Here is a 15584-nt window from a genome sequence, read left to right on the forward strand (position 1 = left end):
GACAATGCTAAACAAAGGCAATTATCATATTTTAATTATAGAGGATAATCCGGGCGATTTCACCCTGATCGAAGAATTTCTTCTTGAGCAAATTGAGGCCCCGCTTATTGTACAAGCATCAACGTTTAAAGAGGCATATGAAATCCTGTTTTTCAAAGCGACCCTTTTTGATCTGATACTTCTTGACCTTTCATTGCCCGATTGCACCGGCATACTCTTAATAAAGGAAGTAATAGCAATTGCAACGAATGCACCTGTTATTGTTTTGACAGGTTATGCCGACTTAAATTTTGGTGTAAGATCGCTTTCTCTCGGAATTTCAGATTATCTGCTAAAAGATGAACTGACTTCTATAACGTTGTACAGAAGCATAGTATATAACCTTGAACGTAAAAAAACAATTTTGGAATTAGCAGAGTCAGAAAAGAAATATAGTCAGTTATTTCAGCTGAGTCCGTTACCCATGTTTGTTTTCGACCTGGAGACGTCAATATTCCTGGATGTGAACGATGCATTCATAAAAAATTATGGTTATACGAGGGAAGAAATGCTACAGATGAATTTAGCGGACATCAAATTAACTGAAACTATAACGGGCTCTATAGCGGATGCTAAACGCAGGAACGGAGTTTCAGGAATAGCTAAGCATGTTAAGAAAAACGGCGAGGTTATACACGTCGATTTACAAAGTAACTTTATTCGTTACAAGGGTAGAAAAGCTCAGATCACAATCGCTGGCGACATCACCGAAAGGTTAAGTTACATTAACGCGATTGAACAGCAAAATGAAAAGCTTCGGGAAATATCATGGATGCAATCGCATATAGTCAGAGCTCCGTTGGCCCGGATAATGGGGTTGGTTGAAGTAATAAGGGAATTAAAGGACAATGATGAAGAAAAAGAAATGACATTGGATTTTTTGATGTCATCCGCAAATGAACTGGATGAGGTAATCAAAAAAATTACAGATAAAATTGCTGTAGATGATGATTTTACACTTCAAAAATAATATTAACGCCGATGCCCAATAAAGGTGATCATAATATATTAATTATAGAGGATAACCCGGGTGATCTTGCCCTGGTTGAAGAGTTCTTGTTTGAGCAGATCGAGTCTCCTGTTTTATCACATGTTTCAAATTTTGTTGATGCGAAAAACGTCCTCACAAACGCGGCGACAGCCTTTGATATCATACTTTTGGACCTTTCACTACCTGATAAAACAGGGACACCCCTTATCGAGGAAATAATTAAGGTTAGCGCAAATGCGGCGGTAATAGTTTTGACAGGTTATTCGGACCTGAGTTTTGGATTAAGGTCGCTTTCACTGGGGGTATCAGATTATATTTTAAAGGACGAGCTTACTTCGTTGTCGCTTTATAAAAGCATCGTTTACAGTACCGAACGCAAAAGAATCGCCCTTGCTCTTGAAACATCAGAAAAGCGCGCCAGGCGATTTGCGAAACAATTAAATAGTGTGGTGGAGGAAGAGCGCTTGCGTATAGCACGAGAAATTCATGATGAATTTGGTCAGCAATTGTCGGGGCTGAAAATGTCAATGGCCTCTTTGAAAAAAAATAATGGCGTCAGCTCCGATTTACAACCGGTGATCGAAGCCATAGTTACCGATGTAGATAACAGCATACAAACCCTAAGATTGATTGCGAACGAATTGCGGCCTGCATTATTGGATAAATTGGGGCTATTTGCAGCAATTGAGTGGCTGGTAAGTGAATTTGAGCGAAAAACTGGTATACAGAGTAAAATATATGTAGAAATAGATCAGCCCTCAATCGATAGAACTACCGGGATCAGCATTTTTCGTATATGCCAGGAAGCATTGACCAACATTGCTAAACATGCAGCAGCTTCGCTCGTATCGATAAGATTGGAAAGCGGGGTAGAAATGATCAAGGTTTATATATCCGATAACGGCAAGGGTATTGATACCCGGACGTTGCAAAATTCTTCTTCGATGGGGTTACTCAACATGCGGGAGAGAGCAAGCCTGATAGGTGCGGAACTTAATATAAATAGTGTGCCCGGTAAAGGCACCAATATCGAACTTAAAATAAAAACAAATGGCAACGAAGATATTGATAGCCGATGATCATTCAGCAATTAGAATTGGCGTCAGGCAAATTTGCACCGGCGAATTTCCATTTGTTCAATTTGGCGAAGCAACCAACTACGCGGAAGTTTTTCAAAAATTAAAAGAATCGGACTGGGACATTGTTATACTCGACATCGATTTGCCCGGCCGTAATGGACTGGATGTTTTGAAACAGATAAGGGCAGATAAATGCAAAGTGCCGGTTTTGATGTTCAGTTTTCATGGTGAGGAGCAAATCGCCCTCAGGGCGCTGAAGATGGGGGCATCGGGATACCTGTCAAAAGATACTGCCGACCAGGAACTTATAAAGGCTATTAATAAGATTCTGGACGGGAAAAAATATGTATCGCCGGCGGTTTCAGAAAGATTTCTCGAGATGATGGACGACGATGTTATGAAGGAACCACATGAATTATTGTCTGACAGGGAATATCAGACACTTTTACTCATCGCTTCGGGGAAAACTGTTTCGGAAATTGCAGATATGCTTTATTTAAGTACTCCAACCATAAGTACCTACCGTGCCCGCATCCTGGCGAAAATGAAACTAAAAAATAATGCGGAGCTTACCAACTATGCCATCAGCCAAAAGTTGGTGTAATCTATTTCCTGTCATCCAAACAACTACAAGAGTTTCATAATCAGAACTATAATCAGTCAACAGCTTGTTTAACAACTTTGAATAGTTAAAAACAAAGCCGATGGATAAGTCTGTAGAACGTTATTTCCTGTATTGCATGAATTTGCAATGCCAAAATTCAATTTACCATAATATGATGGCAACTCAGATGCCGTTGTCTGAAGAGAGTCTTTTATCGCGGCATTGCTGCACCTATTGCAGTCAGCCCCTGGCTTCTGCAATCGATCTCGAAATAAAATATACACTTGCCAATCTTAATGTGGTAAAACCTGACCTTAAAAACTACATGAAAAATTAAAGCATTTATTTAAATCCATATGCCATGAAAACATCTACCCTGTTGTCATTTACACTGGTTTTATTTGTTGCCTGTAAAAAAGATAAAAAAATTGCACCTGAAATAAAGTCCCCGGTCACGACCGCGATAATTGCGGCAAGTACGGACACGATTCCTGACAAATCGGGATTCAAGATCAAGCTATACCAGGACAGTACAACCTACGACGAAACCTGCATCATATTTAAACGGTCTTCGAGTCCTGATTATGTTTTTAGCGAAGACGCACCCCACCTGGATGGGTTCGGGCATGTTAGCCTGGCCAACATATCCCAGGACGGAACAGACCTTTCCATAAGCTGTATACCCTATGTACCCGGAATGAACATCGGTTTGGATATCCATACAAAATCGAGCGGACTATTTTTTTTGAAGATCAGCGGAGAATACAGCATGCCCGTAGATAAACAGATATGGTTAAAAGATAATTACAAAAAAGACAGTGTCGACCTTCGTTCAGAAACCTGTAGTTTCGAAATTGATGAAGCTGATCCTAATACATTTGGGAAAAAACGATTTGTGCTTATCATAAAATGATGAATGTATTAGTCCTTTTAAGCGCATGGAAATAGTGAATGAGAAGAAAGAGTTCAATATATTAGTTGTAGAGGATAACCCCGGCGACTTCGCCCTTGTTGAAGAGTTTTTGCTGGAACAAATAAGGCGACTAAACTTAATCCACGCCAAGAACTACCGCGAGGCAAAAGATATCTTAACGGGCAGATGCGAGCAGTTTGATGTGATACTTCTCGATCTTTCATTGCCTGATAAAACCGGGGCGCCATTGATCAGCGAAATAACGAAATTGTGTATGAACACACCTGTTATCGTATTGACGGGCTATACTGATTTCGCTTTCGGAATAAAATCTCTTTCCCTGGGCGTTTCGGATTATGTGCTGAAAGAAGAGTTGACCCCGATATCATTATATAAAAGTATTGTTTATAGCCTCGAGCGCAAAAAGGCAACGCAGGGGCTCGAAGATTCTGAAAAAAGATATAGCGATCTTTTTCATTTAAGCCCGCAACCTATGTGGGTTTTCGACGTCAGCACACTTTGCTTTCTTAATGTTAATGATGCCGCTATAATGCAATACGGTTACAGCAGGGAGGAGTTCCTGTCGATCACAATAAAAGACGTTCGCCCGGAGGAAGAGTTTGCGAAAATAGACAAGGGCATTGAATCTGCTATACTGACCGGGCAACCGGAGTGTCAATGTAATAATATACACCGGAAAAAAAATGGAGACCTGATACAGGTTGATACTAAAAGTAAAGTAATAGAGTACCAGGGGAAAAAAGCCGTAGTTACGCTGGCAATTGACGTTACGGAAAGGCTGACCTATATAAAGGCGATCGAATTACAAAATCAAAGATTAAAAGAGATATCATGGATACAGTCTCATATAGTGCGCGCACCGCTGGCCAGGATAATGGGACTCATTAGTATACTCAAAGAATTGCCAACCGGCGGGGACAAAGAAAAGGCTATGGAATACATACTATTATCGGCAAATGAACTGGATAACGCGATAAAGGATATTACAGCAAAATCCAACACAAGCGCGGATGTCATCGTAAAACCAGGTAATTAATTTACGCCCGCCAGGGCATGGCACCCGCCGTTCCCAATGACTTTCCGAAAGGCACACAAAACCTGTAATTTATCCGGGGCCTTTAAATTTAAAACGCCTGCCTCGCAAATATAGCCCCGCAATTTGCCCTGGATATCCGACAATACGGTATAAGGTTTACAATGATACAACTATCTCAGCCACTAAACTTTCCAATACGACGGAACTACTTTTGCGCAGGTACAATAAATTACTTTGCGTGATCGATCGTCAGTTGTAAATAAAGTCGCCGTTTTCAGAATTAATGGTCACCTGTTTCTGATTGCCGGCCTCAACGTGACCGATGATCCTGGCATCAACGCCATAACGCTTTGAGATACTGATCAGGTCTGCCGCTATTCCCTTCGGCACATATAGTTCCATGCGATGTCCCATATTGAATACTTTATACATTTCCTGCCAGCTTGTTTTGGATTCTTCCTGTATCAATTTGAATAGAGGCGGAACAGGGAACAGGTTGTTTTTTATGATATGAACGTTATCAACAAAATGCAACACCTTGGTTTGCGCACCACCGCTGCAATGTACCATTCCGTGTATTTGATGGCGGTATTCTTCCAACATGGTCTTTATTATTGGCGCGTAAGTCCGGGTAGGGGAAAGTACCAGTTTACCTGCTGTTATTAACGCCCCGTCTCCAATATCAATTTTGTCTGTCAGTTTTTTGCTGCCGGAAAATACAAGATCGTAAGGCACGCCATGATCATAGCTTTCAGGATATTTTTCGGCTACGCTTTTATCAAATACATCGTGCCGGGCCGACGTCAGCCCGTTCGAGCCCATGCCGCCATTATATTCCTGCTCATAATTGGCTTTTCCGAACGATGCAAGACCCACGATCACATCCCCGGGCTGTATACGGTCGTTTGATATTACATCTTCCCGTTTCATTCGGCAGGTAACGGTGGAGTCCACTATAATGGTCCGCACCAGGTCGCCAACGTCAGCCGTTTCGCCGCCGGTTGAAAAGATACCTAAACCAGCATCTCTCAGTTCGGCCAATATCTCTTCAGTGCCGTTGATGATGGCTGCGATAACTTCGCCCGGAATCAAATTTTTGTTGCGGCCTATGGTTGATGAAAGTAAAATATTGTCAATAGCGCCAACGCAAAGCAGATCGTCCAGGTTCATGATGATGGCATCCTGTGCTATTCCACGCCAAACGGAAATGTCGCCTGTTTCTTTCCAGTAAGTATATGCCAACGACGATTTGGTGCCTGCTCCGTCGGCATGCATAATGTTGCAGTAAGCAGGATCGTTGTTTAAAATATCAGGAATTATCTTACAGAAAGCCTTGGGGAAAATGCCCTTGTCAATGTTTTTTATAGCGTTATGAACGTCATCTTTCGAGGCTGAGACGCCTCTCTGATCGTACCTTTGCGAAGAAATCATGGGCAAATATAGTGTATAATGAGGTTTAAACATTACTTTTGCGTTTTCTTATCTATCATTCGATGTCAAACAATATACTGTCTAAAATTCGCCTTCACCTTAAACATAGTTTTGACCGCCTGAATAACGAACAACTAAAAAAAAATGTACTTCAGGCAATTCCATTTTGGATCGCATCAGTAATAACAGGTTTAATAGCGGTAGTGTATGCAAGGCTCTTTTTGTATGCGGAGGACCTGACCGCTAAAGTTTTTCACTGGCACGCCTGGTTGCTGTTTATATTAACCCCGGTTTGTTTTATTGCTGCCTGGTGGATAGTAAAGCGGTTCGCTACCTATTCGCGCGGGAGCGGGATACCGCAAGTTGCCGCCGCGATAGAAATTACCGGCCCTAAAACAGATGATAAGGTAAATAAGCTTTTAAGTATCAAAATTATTGTGGTCAAGGTAATATCAAGCCTTGTGTTGGCGATAGGTGGTGGTGCGATTGGACGTGAAGGGCCTACAATACAGATAGCTGCTTCGGTATTTAGAAAGATAAATCAGATTTTGCCGGCCTGGTGGCCAAAAGTTGCTAAAAGGAATATGATAATTACCGGCGCAGCTGCCGGGCTCGCTGCTGCCTTCAACACGCCGCTCGGCGGGATAGTTTTTGCTATAGAAGAACTAACCAAAACCCACTTCAGCTATTTCAAAACGGCTATTTTTTCGTCGGTGATCATCGCCGGCTTAACCGCACAAGGGATATTAGGCCCTTATCTTTACCTCGGTTATCCTAAGATCGACAGCCTTTCAACCTTTATTTTCCTAAGCGTGGCACTGGTAGCAGCAATTACAGGTTTATTGGGAAGCGCTATGTCTAAATTCATACTGGTCATACTTAAATGGAAGGCTAAGTTTCGGTTCCAGCGCGAACATGTGATCTACCTGGTCTGCTGCGCGCTTATCATGGTTACATTTGCTTACTTTGTCAATTTCGCGGCGCTGGGGTCTGGTAAGGATGTGATGCAACGCGTCCTGTTTACTTCAGATAAGTATTCCACGTGGTATATGCCGGTGTTCCGTATTATCGGTCCTGCGCTGTCGTTTACAACGGGTGCAGCAGGAGGGATATTCGCACCTGCCCTGGGAGCAGGCGCAAGCGTGGGATCGTTCGTGGCAAGCTGGTTCAATTTCTCCGAAGCTAACACCAACATGCTTATTTTGGCGGGCATGGTTGGCTTCCTGACAGGCGTTACAAGGTCGCCATTTACATCGGCTATCCTGGTATTGGAAATGACCGATCGAAATAATGTTATCTTTCACCTTATCCTGGCAGGTATGATAGCAAGTTTAGCCGCGATGCTGGTAGACAAACATTCGTTATACGATCACCTTAAAGTTCAATACATGATCGACCTCAAGGCTGAGGAGGAAAAGGAGAACGCACAGGAAGAACCCACCCCGGCGGTAATAGAACCACTAAAAAACGAAAGCCCTGCTTAGTTGTCTTTTTAGCCTGAGCTTATTTTATGAACAGCAGTTCGCGGAATTTAGGCAAGGGCCATAGCGAGTCGTCTATTAGTTGCTCAAGTTTGTCCACGTGATAGCGGATCGGCTGAAAGAAAGCCTTAACCTTTTCATCATAAGCGATAGCTTTTTCGCGTATATCTTCGATACCGTTGGCCTGTTTGCGCTCTGCGATCATGTAACCCACATTGGATTTGATGAAATTGACATGCTCTGATATTTTCGATATAATATCAAGTTGTGCCGCATAGGTGCCGCTGTCGAGTCCGATATCTTTAAGGCCTCTTACATTCTCTACCAAATTACTCTGGTAGGCAATTGCAGTGGGTATGATAACATTAATTACCAACTCGCCAATTACGCGGGCTTCTATCTGTAATTTTTTATAAAAGCTTTCCAGTAAAACTTCGTGGCGGGCATGGGCCTCACGCGGGCTAAATACCGCAGTGTCTTCGAACAAAATTGCTGATTTTTCGGCTAATAAGGCATCTAAAGCCCTGGGTGTTGTTTTGAAATTGGATAGTCCGCGCGCCCCGGCTTCTTCTTCCCATTCCTGGCTGTAGCCATTGCCTTCAAAACGTATATTTTTCGACTCTTTGATGTACCGTTTTATTACCATCAGTATCGCAACGTCTTTTTTCTCGCCTTTTCTCAATATCCTGTCAACATCATATTTGAACTTCTTGAGCTGCTCGGCCATTATCATGTTCAGGATGGTCATGGGATAAGCCGAATTAGCCGACGAGCCAACGGCCCTCAGCTCAAACTTATTACCGGTAAAAGCAAAAGGCGATGTACGGTTACGGTCGGTATTATCCTTTAATATTTGTGGTATTTTTGGGATACCTTGCCATAACAAAGCATCGTCTTTTATTTTCTTACTTATGCGTGAAGTTTCTATCTCGTCGAGCACATCGCTCAACTGGCTGCCCAGGAAAATGGATATGATAGCAGGGGGCGCCTCATTAGCTCCCAGCCGATGATCGTTATTAACTGAAGCAATAGACGCGCGCAGCAGATCGGCATGTTCATAAACAGCCCTAATGGTGTTGACAAAAAACGTCAGGAACATCAGGTTGTTTTTGGGCGTTTTTCCGGGCGATAAAAGGTTCTTACCTGTATTGGTTATCATCGACCAGTTGTTGTGCTTGCCCGAACCATTAACGCCTGCATAAGGCTTTTCATGCAGCAGTACTTTAAAGTTGTGCCTTTTGGCAACCCTGTCCATCAGGTCCATCAATAGCTGGTTGTGATCAATGGCCAGGTTGATCTCTTCGTATATCGGCGCGCATTCAAACTGGGAAGGAGCAACCTCGTTATGACGCGTCTTAAGGGGAATGCCTAATTGCAAAGCTTCTGTTTCCAGGTCTTGCATGTAGGCGTACACCCGTTCAGGTATCGATCCGAAGTAGTGATCCTCTAATTGCTGGTTCTTGGCCGACATGTGACCAAAAAGTGTACGGCCCGTTAAGTAGAGGTCGGGGCGTGCATTAAATAAGGCTATATCTACTAAAAAATATTCCTGTTCAATGCCTAAGGATGCATTGACCTTTTCTATGCTTTTGTCGAAGTAATGGCAAACGTCTACAGCTGCTTTGTCCAATGCATTCAACGCCTTTAACAGCGGTACCTTATAATCTAATGCTTCGCCTGTGTAGGATACAAATACAGTGGGTATACACAAGGTGCGCCCCATAATAAAAGCAGGAGACGAAGGGTCCCATGCGGTGTAACCCCTGGCCTCAAACGTGTTACGCAGCCCTCCGCTTGGGAAGCTTGATGCATCCGGCTCCTGCTGGGCCAGGGCGTCGCCCGAAAATACCTCGATCGCGCCGCCATCGGGGGTTGGTTCAAAAAAAGCGTCGTGTTTTTCAGCAGTAGTGCCGGTTAGAGGCTGGAACCAATGCGTATAGTGTGTGGCTCCCTTGCTTATCGCCCAGGCTTTCATAGCAGAAGCAACCTGGTCGGCCATATCACGCGGTATCGGCTCACTCTTCTCAATTGAACTAACAATAACCTGGAAAGCATCTTTGGAAAGAAAGTCCTTCATTTTTTGTTTATCGAAAACATTCGAATTGAAATAATCAGAGATTTTGTTTGAAGGCAGTTTTATTTCCGGAATTGATCTGTCGAGAACCGCCTGCAGAGCCTGAAACCTGAAGTTTGACATTTTTATTGAATTTTTTTATGTGATTTACTTCAAATGTATAATTATCCTCATTAAAACAATTCAATATTTCTCCAAAATATAATATTGATCAAGAAAATTGATGATGGGACAGGCTTTAAGGGCGGCTGTATCTGATACGCCCGGCAATGGCCCCGCTTGGGGTTTTACCCGGACATGACATCAAATGGTTTCAAATTGTAATAAATACACGAACGATGATATAGTTTAATCCAATTTTTTAAACACTTGATATATTTTTGAGGCCTTAATAAGTTTTTCGATTGAAAATTATGCAAAATCAATGTTAAATTTCAATCAATTTTTATGAATTTAATAATTCTTACTTGTTTTATGTGATTTTTAACACTAAAAATTTGTTTTATTATCAAAACATTCATAATTTCATGAAAAAATTAATAAAATTGTATTTATAAATCAAATTTATGTGATTTTATTAATTAAATAAGGATGATTTATTTCAATAAATCATCACTTATAAAGATTTGGTGTAATAATTTATGTTAATCAAACCAAATTAGTCATTATATGAAGATTGTTTTCACTAAACACCTGTTACGAGGCCTGCTGAAAAAGCTTTTACCGGCAAAACCAAAACTTGCCTGGGTTACCCGTAGAGTTTACAGTGGAGAAAGACCCGGAAAGCGACCCCTGTTTTAAATTATTATGTCGCAACTAACAAATAAATCAACTTAACTAAATAATAATCAATCAACCAATCAGTCAATCAAATTAACCAAAACACTAATCATGAAAAAAAGATTTTTACTTTTATTCGCCGGTGTCGCTGCTTTTAGTTTTGCTAAAGCGCAGGATACTGTAAAAACCACTTCAGATGCCCCTTTAGTTATCTTCGGTTCGGTAGATACCTATTACAAAGACGACTTCTCGGGTCATGCCAACATTCCTACCTATTTCGCTTCAGACAATAATTCTGTGTCGATCGGCATGATCGACGTTGGGTTAAAGAAAACCGTGGGTAAAGCATCCTTTGTAGGTGAACTGGGATTCGGTCCGCGCGGGCAATACCAGTCAACACCTAATGGCGACGGAAACCCCGGAAATGGCAATAATTCATTTCACATACAAAACCTCTATGTAAATTACGCGGTGACCGATAAATTTAGCTTAGCTGCGGGTTATATGGCAACTTTTGTTGGTTACGAAGTAATTAGCCCTACAGGTAACTTCAACTACTCAACCTCATATTTGTTTGGAGCCGGACCGTTCCAGAATGCGGGTTTTAAAGCAACCTACGCTTTTTCAGACAAGGTTAGCCTGATGGCCGGTATATTTAATGACAACTGGAACGTGTACACTTCAACTCATGACGTATCAACTTTCGGCGCGCAGTTAATGGTTGCGCCTGCAAAAGGCTGGACAGCATACTTCAACCTTGCTACAGGCCCTACATCTGGTACTATATTTGACCTGACCACTGCTTACCAGATCACCGATGCATTTAAATTAGGCCTGAATGGGGCTACATTTACACCTGCTCATGGCGGCGGCGGTTATGACGGTATTGCATTGTATCCTCAGCTTGCAGTTTCTAAAGTAGTAACCTTTGGTTTAAGAGGTGAGTATTTCGAAACTAAAGCTATCGGCACTACGCCAAAGGCTCATGTTACCGGCATCACTGTAACTTCAAACATCAAAGCAGGTCCTTTAACCTTCATTCCTGAGATCAGGTTTGATAACGGTGGCGACGAAATATTTACAGATAGCAATGGCGCACCTACAAAATCAGCTTCTCAATTTGTGTTGGCTGCTGTTTACGCCTTCTAATAATACCCCGGTTAAATTTTATTTCAAGCCGCTCTTCAATTACCGGAGAGCGGCTTTATCTTTATACTATGAAAAGGATACTGATATTTTTAGCCTGCCTGTTTGTACTCCAGGTAGCCAATGCGCAAAAAAGTTTGCTATCGGTTAACGAGCAAAATAAGTATATCTATTACCAGGTTGTTGATCTTCCCGGCGCGGGGGCCGATAGTTTGACCAAAAAAGCGTCAACTTTTGCAATCGACAATAAACTTAAGGGAAAGCTGGCAGCGGATACAACGTTTGTTATCCACGATAAATTTCTTACCCATTCCAGCCTTTCATTTTCAAAGCACGAGAATGGCGAGATAGCCTGCACTTTTACCATACAATGTAAGGACTCAAAATACCGCTTCTGGTTCACCGACTTCGTATTTACTCCTTATGAAAGAGACAGGTATGGGGCGTTTGTACCATCGAGCGGCAAAGAGGTGTCATTAGATGATGCTTCGTCAAAACTTGAAAAAAAGGAGTTGAGCGGCTATCTCGACCAGACCGGGGCGTATTGCCAGCAATTAGGTTCAAAATTGAAAGAGTATATGGCGCAAAATCATATTATGAAAAAAACTACCGCGCCGGTGGTAAAAAAGATCGTTACGGATAAGTGGTGAGAACCGGTTCGGGCAAAATTTTATCATAGTTTTTTATAGGCATACAAAATTTTATTTTGCAACGATGCAATATTTAATATTGTTTAATCGTTATTAAGTAAAATTAAATTTTGAAAAAATGCCTATCACAGAATTAGATTTATACAAGTCCGGGTGGCTCGAACTTGTATTTGACGACCGTAATAAAGCCTACGGCGCCTACGACCTCAGGAAACATTATGCTGATAACCTGTTCAAAGCACTCGGCTTTACCATTGGAGGATTTGTGACTTTGATGCTAGTTTGCAGTTTTTTTATGACTCGTCAACCCAAAGAAGGCCCAGTTATTGATGTCACCTTGCGACCAAGGACTTTTACTCCCCCTGTTGTAAAACAGCCGGTTACGCCTCCTAAACAGCAACCGGAGCCCCCGCATAAAAGTACTGTTAAGATGCCGCCATTTGTTGTAACACATGATCGGGATGCCGAGAATCCACCCAAAATAGATGACCTGAAGACAGCAGACCCGGGGCAACAAACAGTTAAGGGCGACGACGGTAAAATTGATATCCCCGAGCTTTCAAAAGGCGGGGGTGGAACAACAGTGGTGACTGAAGAGACAGGTCCGGTGGACATGCGAAGCGTGGAAGTAATGCCCGAACCAGTGGGCGGGGCTGCTGCTTGGTCGAAATTTCTTCAGAAAAATTTGCGTTTCCCAAGCCAGGCGCAAGATGCCGGGGTAGGTGGAAAGGTTTGGCTAAGCTTTATAGTGGAAAAGGATGGTCACTTATCCAGTATTACCGTTGAACGGGGTGCAGGGTATGGGATGGATGAAGAAGCATTGCGGGTTTTGAAACTAGCCCCGGCATGGAAACCTGGCATACAAAATGGGCATGCTGTACGCGTGAAATTTAATTTGCCGTTTAACTTTCAGTTGCCACAGGAATAATTAGCACACGTTAACTGATCATATATAAAGCGAGGCGGTGAGTTTTAAATTCATCGCCTTTTTGTTTTTATACACTTTTTGGCCCTAAGCTTTTTCCTTTCTGCTTTTCACCTTTTTTCCTACTTTTGTGCTTCCTTTCAACAAACGATAATTGCCTTGGAGACCCTGGAATTAACCACCCCCGAAACAGCTAAAGATTTAGGTTTACTGCCCGAAGAATTTGAACGAATAAAAGAGATTTTGGGACGCGTGCCCAACTTTACCGAGCTTTCTATTTTTTCGGTGATGTGGAGCGAACATTGCTCTTACAAAAACTCAATTACCTGGCTTAAAACGTTACCAAAGGACGGTCCGCGAATGCTTGCCAAAGCAGGTGAGGAGAACGCCGGGCTGGTAGACCTGGGCGATGGCATAGGTTGCGCTTTTAAAATAGAATCGCACAACCACCCGTCGGCATTAGAACCCTACCAGGGGGCCGCTACTGGTGTTGGCGGTATCAACCGCGATATATTTACGATGGGTGCAAGGCCTATAGCGCAATTAAATTCATTGCGTTTTGGCGATCTGAGCCTTGACCGTACCAAGTGGCTGATCAAAGGTGTGGTAAAGGGTATTGGCGATTACGGCAATGCCTTTGGTATTCCTACGGTTGGCGGTGAACTGTTTTTCGACGATTGCTACAATGTGAACCCGCTGGTTAACGCGATGTCGGCGGGTATTGTAAAAGCAGGCGAGACGGTATCGGCTACTTCTTATGGTGTTGGTAACCCGGTTTATATTGTAGGATCGGCCACCGGCAAAGATGGTATACACGGTGCGGCATTTGCATCAAAAGATATTACCGAAGATTCGGTAAACGATTTGCCTGCGGTGCAGGTGGGCGACCCGTTCCAGGAAAAATTACTGTTAGAAGCTACGCTTGAAGTGATCAAAACCGGCGCTGTGGTAGGTATGCAGGACATGGGCGCTGCCGGTATAATTTGCTCCAACTCTGAAATGTCGGCAAAAGGCGAGCATGGTATGCGTATCGACCTGGATAAGGTTCCTACACGGCAGGAAAACATGAAACCGTTCGAGATATTGCTTTCTGAATCGCAGGAGCGCATGCTCATCGTCGTTCACAAAGGTCGCGAGGCTGAAGTTGAGGCCATATTTGATAAATGGGACCTGAACTGTGCCATTATTGGCGAGGTAACCGATACAAAACGCCTGTTATATTATATGCATGGCGAACTGGTAGCCGACGTTCCGGCTGAAGACCTGGTATTGGGTGGAGGCGCCCCGGTTTACAAAAGAGAATACCGTGAGCCTGCATATTTCAAGGAAAATCAGAAGTTTAAAATAGACGATGTTAAAGAGCCGGCCAATCTGAAAGAAGTGGCTGAGCATTTGATATCGCACCCGAACATTGCGTCAAAACGCTGGGTAACCCACCAGTATGATTCGACAGTAGGTACATCGACCATGACCACTAACCGCCCTTGCGATGCCGGAGTGGTTGCAGTAAAAGGTACCAGCAAGGCCATTGCCCTGACGGTTGACTGCAACTCGCGCTATGTATATGCAGATTCGCAGAAAGGTTGTGCCATTGCGGTTGCCGAAGCTGCCCGTAATATCACCTGTGCAGGCGGCGAGCCGGTTGCTATAACTAACTGTCTTAATTTCGGTAACCCCTACAAGCCAGAAGTTTACTGGCAGTTTGTTGGCGCTATCAAAGGTATGGGCGAAGCCTGTACCAAATTTGAAACACCTGTTACCGGTGGTAATGTGAGCTTTTATAATCAATCATCGGACGAAGGCCCGGTATTCCCGACGCCAACCATTGGTATGCTGGGCGTGCTGGATGATATTTCGACCATAACAACATCAGATTTCAAACAGCCCGGCGACCTTGTATACCTGATCGGCGAATCGGTTAATGATATTGCTTCGTCGCAGTATTTGGCATCGTACCATAAAATCCTGGCTGCCCCGGCGCCTTATTTCGATCTGGATAAGGAATATGCCATGCACCAGGTGATCAAAGAGCTCATCAAACATAAAGTGATCCAATCGGCTCATGATGTTTCCGATGGTGGCCTATACGTTACCCTTGTGGAATCAGCTTTGCCAAATGATTTTGGTTTTGACATCGCTTCTGATAACTCGGTGCGCAAAGATGCCTTTCTGTTCGGCGAAGCGCAGGGCAGGGTAGTGGTAAGCGTGTCGCCGGAAGAACAGGAAAGATTTATCGAACTGATGGCAACCAGCGAAGTTGAATTCAGTTTACTGGGTACTGTTACCGATGGATACATGATGATAGACGAAGATTCGTTCGGGCATATAACCGATACCAAAATGGTTTACGATAATGTATTGTTCTCTATTTTAGGTGACTAAGCAATAGCAGAGCTGTTCCGTTAGAACAGATG

General features: G+C 43.1%; 13 protein-coding genes. 11 read left to right on the forward strand and 2 right to left on the reverse strand.

Going from position 1 to position 15584, the window contains the following annotated elements; genetic code table 11:
• Nucleotides 1-4: 4 nt before the first annotated feature.
• The 6 genes from FRZ54_RS16010 (at nucleotide 5) to FRZ54_RS16035 (ending at nucleotide 4683) form a co-directional block, all read left to right on the forward strand.
• Nucleotides 5-1009 (forward strand): PAS domain S-box protein, encoded by a 1005-nt coding sequence (locus FRZ54_RS16010; protein WP_147032589.1) that lies wholly within the window; start codon nucleotides 5-7, stop codon nucleotides 1007-1009.
• Between the two features lie 11 nt (nucleotides 1010-1020).
• On the forward strand, nucleotides 1021-2109 hold the full coding sequence (locus FRZ54_RS16015; RefSeq protein ID WP_147032590.1) for an ATP-binding response regulator: 1089 nt from the start codon (nucleotides 1021-1023) through the stop codon (nucleotides 2107-2109).
• Entirely contained in the window at nucleotides 2081-2713 is a 633-nt protein-coding gene (locus tag FRZ54_RS16020) for a response regulator (protein ID WP_147032591.1), read from the forward strand. Before FRZ54_RS16015 ends, FRZ54_RS16020 begins: the two co-directional genes overlap by 29 nt.
• Before the next feature lie 100 nt (nucleotides 2714-2813).
• Nucleotides 2814-3050 carry a hypothetical protein gene (locus FRZ54_RS16025; protein ID WP_147032592.1) on the forward strand — a complete coding sequence of 79 codons (237 nt, stop codon included), beginning with the start codon at nucleotides 2814-2816 and terminating at the stop codon, nucleotides 3048-3050.
• A gap of 24 nt (nucleotides 3051-3074) precedes the next feature.
• Entirely contained in the window at nucleotides 3075-3626 is a 552-nt protein-coding gene (locus FRZ54_RS16030) for a hypothetical protein (RefSeq protein WP_147032593.1), read from the forward strand.
• 25 nt (nucleotides 3627-3651) lie between these two features.
• Nucleotides 3652-4683: a PAS domain S-box protein gene (locus FRZ54_RS16035; protein WP_147032594.1), complete on the forward strand. Its 1032-nt coding sequence runs from the start codon at nucleotides 3652-3654 to the stop codon at nucleotides 4681-4683.
• A gap of 249 nt (nucleotides 4684-4932) precedes the next feature.
• Here the strand turns inward: FRZ54_RS16035 and FRZ54_RS16040 are convergent, their stop codons facing one another.
• Nucleotides 4933-6111 carry an AIR synthase related protein gene (locus FRZ54_RS16040; protein ID WP_147034515.1) on the reverse strand — a complete coding sequence of 393 codons (1179 nt, stop codon included), beginning with the start codon at nucleotides 6109-6111 and terminating at the stop codon, nucleotides 4933-4935.
• Nucleotides 6112-6176: 65 nt separating this feature from the next.
• Here FRZ54_RS16040 and FRZ54_RS16045 point away from each other — a divergent pair, with 65 nt between their 5' ends.
• Nucleotides 6177-7598 carry a chloride channel protein gene (locus FRZ54_RS16045; RefSeq protein WP_147032595.1) on the forward strand — a complete coding sequence of 474 codons (1422 nt, stop codon included), beginning with the start codon at nucleotides 6177-6179 and terminating at the stop codon, nucleotides 7596-7598.
• A gap of 19 nt (nucleotides 7599-7617) precedes the next feature.
• Here FRZ54_RS16045 and FRZ54_RS16050 read toward each other — a convergent pair whose 3' ends face one another.
• On the reverse strand, nucleotides 7618-9792 hold the full coding sequence (locus FRZ54_RS16050; RefSeq protein ID WP_147032596.1) for a glutamine synthetase III family protein: 2175 nt from the start codon (nucleotides 9790-9792) through the stop codon (nucleotides 7618-7620).
• Nucleotides 9793-10560: 768 nt separating this feature from the next.
• Between FRZ54_RS16050 and FRZ54_RS16055 the strand changes: the two genes are divergently transcribed.
• The 4 genes from FRZ54_RS16055 (at nucleotide 10561) to purL (ending at nucleotide 15552) form a co-directional block, all read left to right on the forward strand.
• Nucleotides 10561-11598 (forward strand): porin, encoded by a 1038-nt coding sequence (locus FRZ54_RS16055; RefSeq protein ID WP_147032597.1) that lies wholly within the window; start codon nucleotides 10561-10563, stop codon nucleotides 11596-11598.
• Nucleotides 11599-11666: 68 nt separating this feature from the next.
• Entirely contained in the window at nucleotides 11667-12245 is a 579-nt protein-coding gene (locus tag FRZ54_RS16060) for a DUF4468 domain-containing protein (protein WP_147032598.1), read from the forward strand.
• A 118-nt stretch (nucleotides 12246-12363) separates the two neighbouring features.
• Nucleotides 12364-13173, forward strand: coding sequence for an energy transducer TonB (locus FRZ54_RS16065; RefSeq protein WP_147032599.1), 810 nt, complete (start codon nucleotides 12364-12366; stop codon nucleotides 13171-13173).
• A gap of 156 nt (nucleotides 13174-13329) precedes the next feature.
• Nucleotides 13330-15552: a phosphoribosylformylglycinamidine synthase subunit PurL gene (gene purL / locus FRZ54_RS16070; protein WP_147032600.1), complete on the forward strand. Its 2223-nt coding sequence runs from the start codon at nucleotides 13330-13332 to the stop codon at nucleotides 15550-15552.
• Nucleotides 15553-15584 lie beyond the last annotated feature (32 nt).

The sequence above is a fragment of the Mucilaginibacter ginsenosidivorans genome, assembly GCF_007971025.1.
GTDB lineage: Bacteria > Bacteroidota > Bacteroidia > Sphingobacteriales > Sphingobacteriaceae > Mucilaginibacter > Mucilaginibacter ginsenosidivorans.